This window comes from Cellulomonas sp. P4_B5_2 (assembly GCF_056402235.1).
The window spans coordinates 1-4,256 of sequence record NZ_JBFUHU010000325.1; the positions used below are offsets into that span (position 1 = coordinate 1).

General features: G+C 73.9%; 5 protein-coding genes and 1 tRNA gene. 3 read left to right on the top strand and 3 right to left on the bottom strand.

Annotated features, from left to right (window positions below; translation table 11 throughout):
• The 3 genes from AC1DUQ_RS18550 to AC1DUQ_RS18560 all read right to left on the bottom strand — a co-directional run.
• Nucleotides 1–1,107, bottom strand: a 1,107-nt coding sequence (locus AC1DUQ_RS18550; protein ID WP_477074316.1) for an MFS transporter, incomplete at its 3' end; no start/stop codon positions are given.
• 4 nt (nt 1,108–1,111) lie between these two features.
• The gene (locus AC1DUQ_RS18555; protein WP_477060173.1) at nt 1,112–1,636 is read right to left on the bottom strand and encodes a MarR family winged helix-turn-helix transcriptional regulator; all 525 of its coding nucleotides are present in this window, start codon (nt 1,634–1,636) and stop codon (nt 1,112–1,114) included.
• A gap of 35 nt (nt 1,637–1,671) precedes the next feature.
• Complete coding sequence (locus AC1DUQ_RS18560) at nt 1,672–2,271, bottom strand: TetR/AcrR family transcriptional regulator (RefSeq protein ID WP_056096445.1); 600 nt, start codon at nt 2,269–2,271, stop codon at nt 1,672–1,674.
• 105 nt (nt 2,272–2,376) lie between these two features.
• Here AC1DUQ_RS18560 and AC1DUQ_RS18565 point away from each other — a divergent pair.
• The 3 genes from AC1DUQ_RS18565 to glmU all read left to right on the top strand — a co-directional run.
• Nucleotides 2,377–2,451, top strand: a tRNA-Gln gene (locus tag AC1DUQ_RS18565).
• Between the two features lie 17 nt (nt 2,452–2,468).
• Nucleotides 2,469–2,744 carry a hypothetical protein gene (locus tag AC1DUQ_RS18570; protein WP_477060174.1) on the top strand — a complete coding sequence of 92 codons (276 nt, stop codon included), beginning with the start codon at nt 2,469–2,471 and terminating at the stop codon, nt 2,742–2,744.
• 64 nt (nt 2,745–2,808) lie between these two features.
• Nucleotides 2,809–4,256, top strand: a 1,448-nt coding sequence (gene glmU / locus AC1DUQ_RS18575; protein ID WP_477074317.1) for a bifunctional UDP-N-acetylglucosamine diphosphorylase/glucosamine-1-phosphate N-acetyltransferase GlmU, incomplete at its 3' end; no start/stop codon positions are given.

Below are 4,256 nucleotides of genomic sequence, written 5' to 3' on the forward strand. Positions count from 1 at the left end.
CACGACGAGCAGGGGCGCCGTCCACCCGCCGCTGGACGCGTGCACCGCCCCCAGCACGCTCGGACCCAGGGCGGCGCAGCCGTAGCCGATGCTCTGCACGGTGGCGGACATGCGCCGTGCGGCCGCGGGCGACCCGGCGCTCGAGGCGATGACGGTGAAGATCACCGCGAAGTTCCCGCCCTGCGCCACGCCCGCGAACGTGCACCACACCGGCCACCAGGACGGCGCGAGCAGCAGGCCGACGGGCAGGGCCACCCATCCGAGGGTGATCGCCGCGGACACGGCAGCGACGGGGGCGCGCCGCCCGAGGGCGATCGGCACGGCGATGCCGCCGACCATCCCGAACAGCTGGAACAGCGCCGCGGCACCGCCGGACGCAGCCCGCTCGAGGCCGAGGGTGTCGTGCAGGAGGGACGGCAGCCACGCGCTGACCGCGTAGTAGCCGAACGCCTGCCCGGCGAACGCGACCGCCAGGAACCAGGTGACGGGCCGCCGCCACACGTCGTGTGCCGCGGAGGTGGCGACGACCACGGCCGGCTCGGGCCGCCCGAACGGGTACGCCCGCTGCCAGACCACGAGGGCGACCACGGCCAGCAGGCCCCAGGACGCCAGCGCCCATCGCCAGCCGACCAGGTCGGCCAGGGGCGCCGTCAGGGTGGTCGTCAGCACGCTGCCGCCGTTGAGCGCGGCGGTGTACAGGCCGGTCACGCGGGGCACGTGCCCGGGGAAGTCGCGGCCGATCACCACCGGGACGGCGACGTTGCCCGCGGTGATCGCCACCCCGATGAGGACGGTCCCGACGAGCGCGGTGCCGAACCCGTCCGCCGAGCGCAGCAGGGTCCCGGCCAGCACGGTGACCAGCGACGCCGCGACGACGCGCCCGGTGCCCAGGCGCCCGAGCAGCACGGCCATGAACGGCGTGGCCAGGGCGAAGCAGAGGACGGGGACGCCCGTGAGCACCCCGACACCGGCGGCGCTCAGGCCCAGGTCGCTGCGCACGTCGTCGACCACGGGCGCGAGTGCCGTGATCGGCGCCCGCAGGTTGAGGGCGTAGAGGAGGACGGCGGCGAGGAGCAGACCCCGGGCGGCGGACCGTGCCGCCGTCATGCCCTCACGACGCGTCGAACGGCGCGGTCACCTCGCGCAGCAGGTCGGCGAGCTTGTCGCGGTCGGCCTCGTCGAGGTCGCCCAGCAGGCCACGCTCGACGTCCAGCAGGTCGGAGAATGCTGCGTCGACGCGCTCCAGCCCGGCCGGGGTGAGCTGCACCAGGACCCCGCGGCGGTCGTCGGGGGCGGGCAGCCGCTGCACGAGGCCGTGCTCGGCGAGGCGGTCGATCCGGTTGGTCATGGTCCCGCTGGTGACCAGCGTCTGGGTGAGCAGCGCGCCGGGGGAGAGGCGGTACGGGGCGCCCGCCCGCCGCAGGGCGGAGAGCACGTCGAACTCCCACGTCTCCAGGTCGTGCCGCGCGAACGCGGAGCGCCGGGCCAGGTCCAGGTGCCGCGCCAGCCGGCTCACGCGGGACAGGACGGTCAGGGGGCGCACGTCCAGGTCGGGGCGCTCGCGTTCCCAGGCGAGGACGATGCGATCGACCTCGTCGCGGGCCCCCGGGGCGTCCGAGGAGGTGCGTGTCACCATGACGCGAGATTACTCGACGTCGACAGAGATCCGTCTCACACCGTGCGGGTGAGCGTGGGCCGCCGCTCGAGCGCCGACAGCCCGTTCCACGCCAGGTTGACCAGGTGCGCCGCGACGACGTTCTTGCTGGGGCTGCGGGCGTCGAGCCACCACTGCCCGGTGAGCGCGACCATGCCGACGAGCATCTGCGCGTAGATCGGCGCCGTCTTCGGGTCCTGCCCCTGCTTCTTGAACTGGTCCGCCAGCAGGTGCTCCACCTGCGTGGCGACGTCCCCGATCAGGCTGGAGAACGTGCCCGTCGCCTGCGCGACGGGGGAGTCGCGCACGAGGATCCGGAACCCGTCCTCGGACGCCTCGATGTAGCCGAGCAGCGCCAGCGCGGTCCGCTCCACCAGCACCTTCGGGTGCCCGCCGCCCTCGAGCGCGCCGGTCAGCGCGCTCGTGAGGGCCTGGATCTCGCGGTCGACGACGACGGCGTAGACGCCCTCCTTGCCGCCGAAGTGCTCGTACACGACGGGCTTGGACACCTCGGCGCGGGCAGCGATCTCCTCGACGCTGGTGCCGTCGAAGCCCTTCTCGGCGAACAGGCGACGCGACACGTCGAGCAGCTGCGCGCGCCGTTGCGTCCCCGTCATGCGGGAGCGGGTTGCACGCTTGGAGTCGGGGGCCACGCGCCCATCATGCCGTGAGGCGTGCGTCCTGCCTGGCAGACTTGGCGGCCACGACGCGTCAGGTGTCGGTCCGCCCTGGTGTAACGGCAGCACGCCGGCCTTTGGAGCCGTGCAGTCCAGGTTCGAATCCTGGGGGCGGAGCCACGCGGTACGGTGCGTCCATGGCGACGACGCGCTCGACGCGTGCTCTGTACCTCGTGCTCGGGCTGTTCCTGTTCGCGGTGGTGTCCCAGATCGTCGACCTCCTGGCAGGTGCCAGCGAGGTGGGTGTGCGGACCGGTGTGATCGCCGTGGCGGCTGTCGGTGCCGCGGTCACCGGTGTGCTGATCGCCCGCCGGCGACGGATCCCGCCGCCCGTGCCGCGACTGATCACCCCGGCACCCGAGGAGGTGCCGGAGGACCATGGTCCGGCCGGAGCCACCTCCGTCCCCGGGTAGAGTGCACGGTGCGCACGAGATCCACCGCCCGAGACCCGGGCAGATCCGCGAGGAGCACCCGCAGGTGACGTTCCCCCGCCCGGCCGCCGTCGTCGTCCTCGCCGCAGGTGAAGGAACCCGGATGCGCTCGGCGACTCCCAAGGTCCTGCACACCCTGGCCGGCCGCAGCATGGTCGGCCACGCGCTGGCCACCGCCCGCGCCCTCGACCCCGGCCGCGTGCTGGTCGTCGTCCGGCACGAGCGCGAGCGGGTCGCCGCCCACGTCCGCGAGGTGGACCCCCAGGCCCTGCTGGCCGACCAGGACGACATCCCCGGCACCGGCCGCGCCGTCCAGGTGGCCATGCGCGCCCTCGACGCCGCCGCGCAGGCCGACGCCGCGAACGACCCGACGGCGGGCTYGGCCACGCACGCGCAGGTCTCCGGTGCGGTCGTCGTCATCGCGGGCGACGTCCCGCTGCTCGACGCGGCCACGCTGCACGAGCTGCTCGCGGCCCACCACGCGGACGGCAACGCGGTCACCGTGCTCACCACGGAGGTCGCTGAGCCCACCGGCTACGGCCGCATCCTGCGCGAGCCCGGCACCGGCGACGTGCTCGGGATCGTCGAGGAGAAGGACGCCGACGACGCGCAGCGCGCGATCGCGGAGATCAACTCCTCCATCTACGTGTTCGACGCCGACGTGCTGCGCGGCGCGCTCGGCCGGCTGGGCCGCGACAACGCCCAGGGCGAGGTGTACCTGACCGACGTGCTCGCGATCGCACGCACCGACGGTGGCCACGTGCGCGCGCTGCGGACCGACGACCCGGTGCTGGTCGAGGGCGTCAACGACCGGGTCCAGCTGTCGGTGCTGCGGGCCGAGATGAACCGCCGCATCCTCGAGGACTGGATGCGCGAGGGCGTCACGATCATCGACCCGGCGACCACCTGGGTGGACGTCGACGTCGAGCTGGAGCGGGACGTGACGCTCCTGCCCGGCACACAGCTGCACGGCGCCACCGTGGTCCGCGAGGGCGCGACGGTCGGCCCCGACACCACCCTGACGGACGTCGAGGTCGGTCCCCGGGCCAGCGTCGTGCGCACCCACGGCAGCCTGGCCGTCATCGGCACCGGTGCGAGCGTCGGACCGTTCGCCTACCTGCGGCCCGGCACCGTGCTCGGCGACGACGGCAAGATCGGCACGTTCGTCGAGACCAAGAACGCCCAGATCGGCACCGGGTCGAAGATCCCGCACCTGTCCTACGTGGGCGACGCGACGATCGGCGAGCACACGAACATCGGCGCGGCCTCGGTGACGGTCAACTACGACGGCGTCAACAAGCACCGCACCACCATCGGCTCGTACGCCCGCACCGGCGCGGACAACATGTTCGTCGCCCCGGTGACCATCGGGGACGGTGCGTACACGGGTGCCGGCAGCGTGATCCGCCGCGACGTGCCCTCGGGCGCGCTCGGCGTGAGCGCCGGCGCCCAGCGCAACATCGAGGGCTGGGTCGCGCGCGCCCGCGCCGGGAC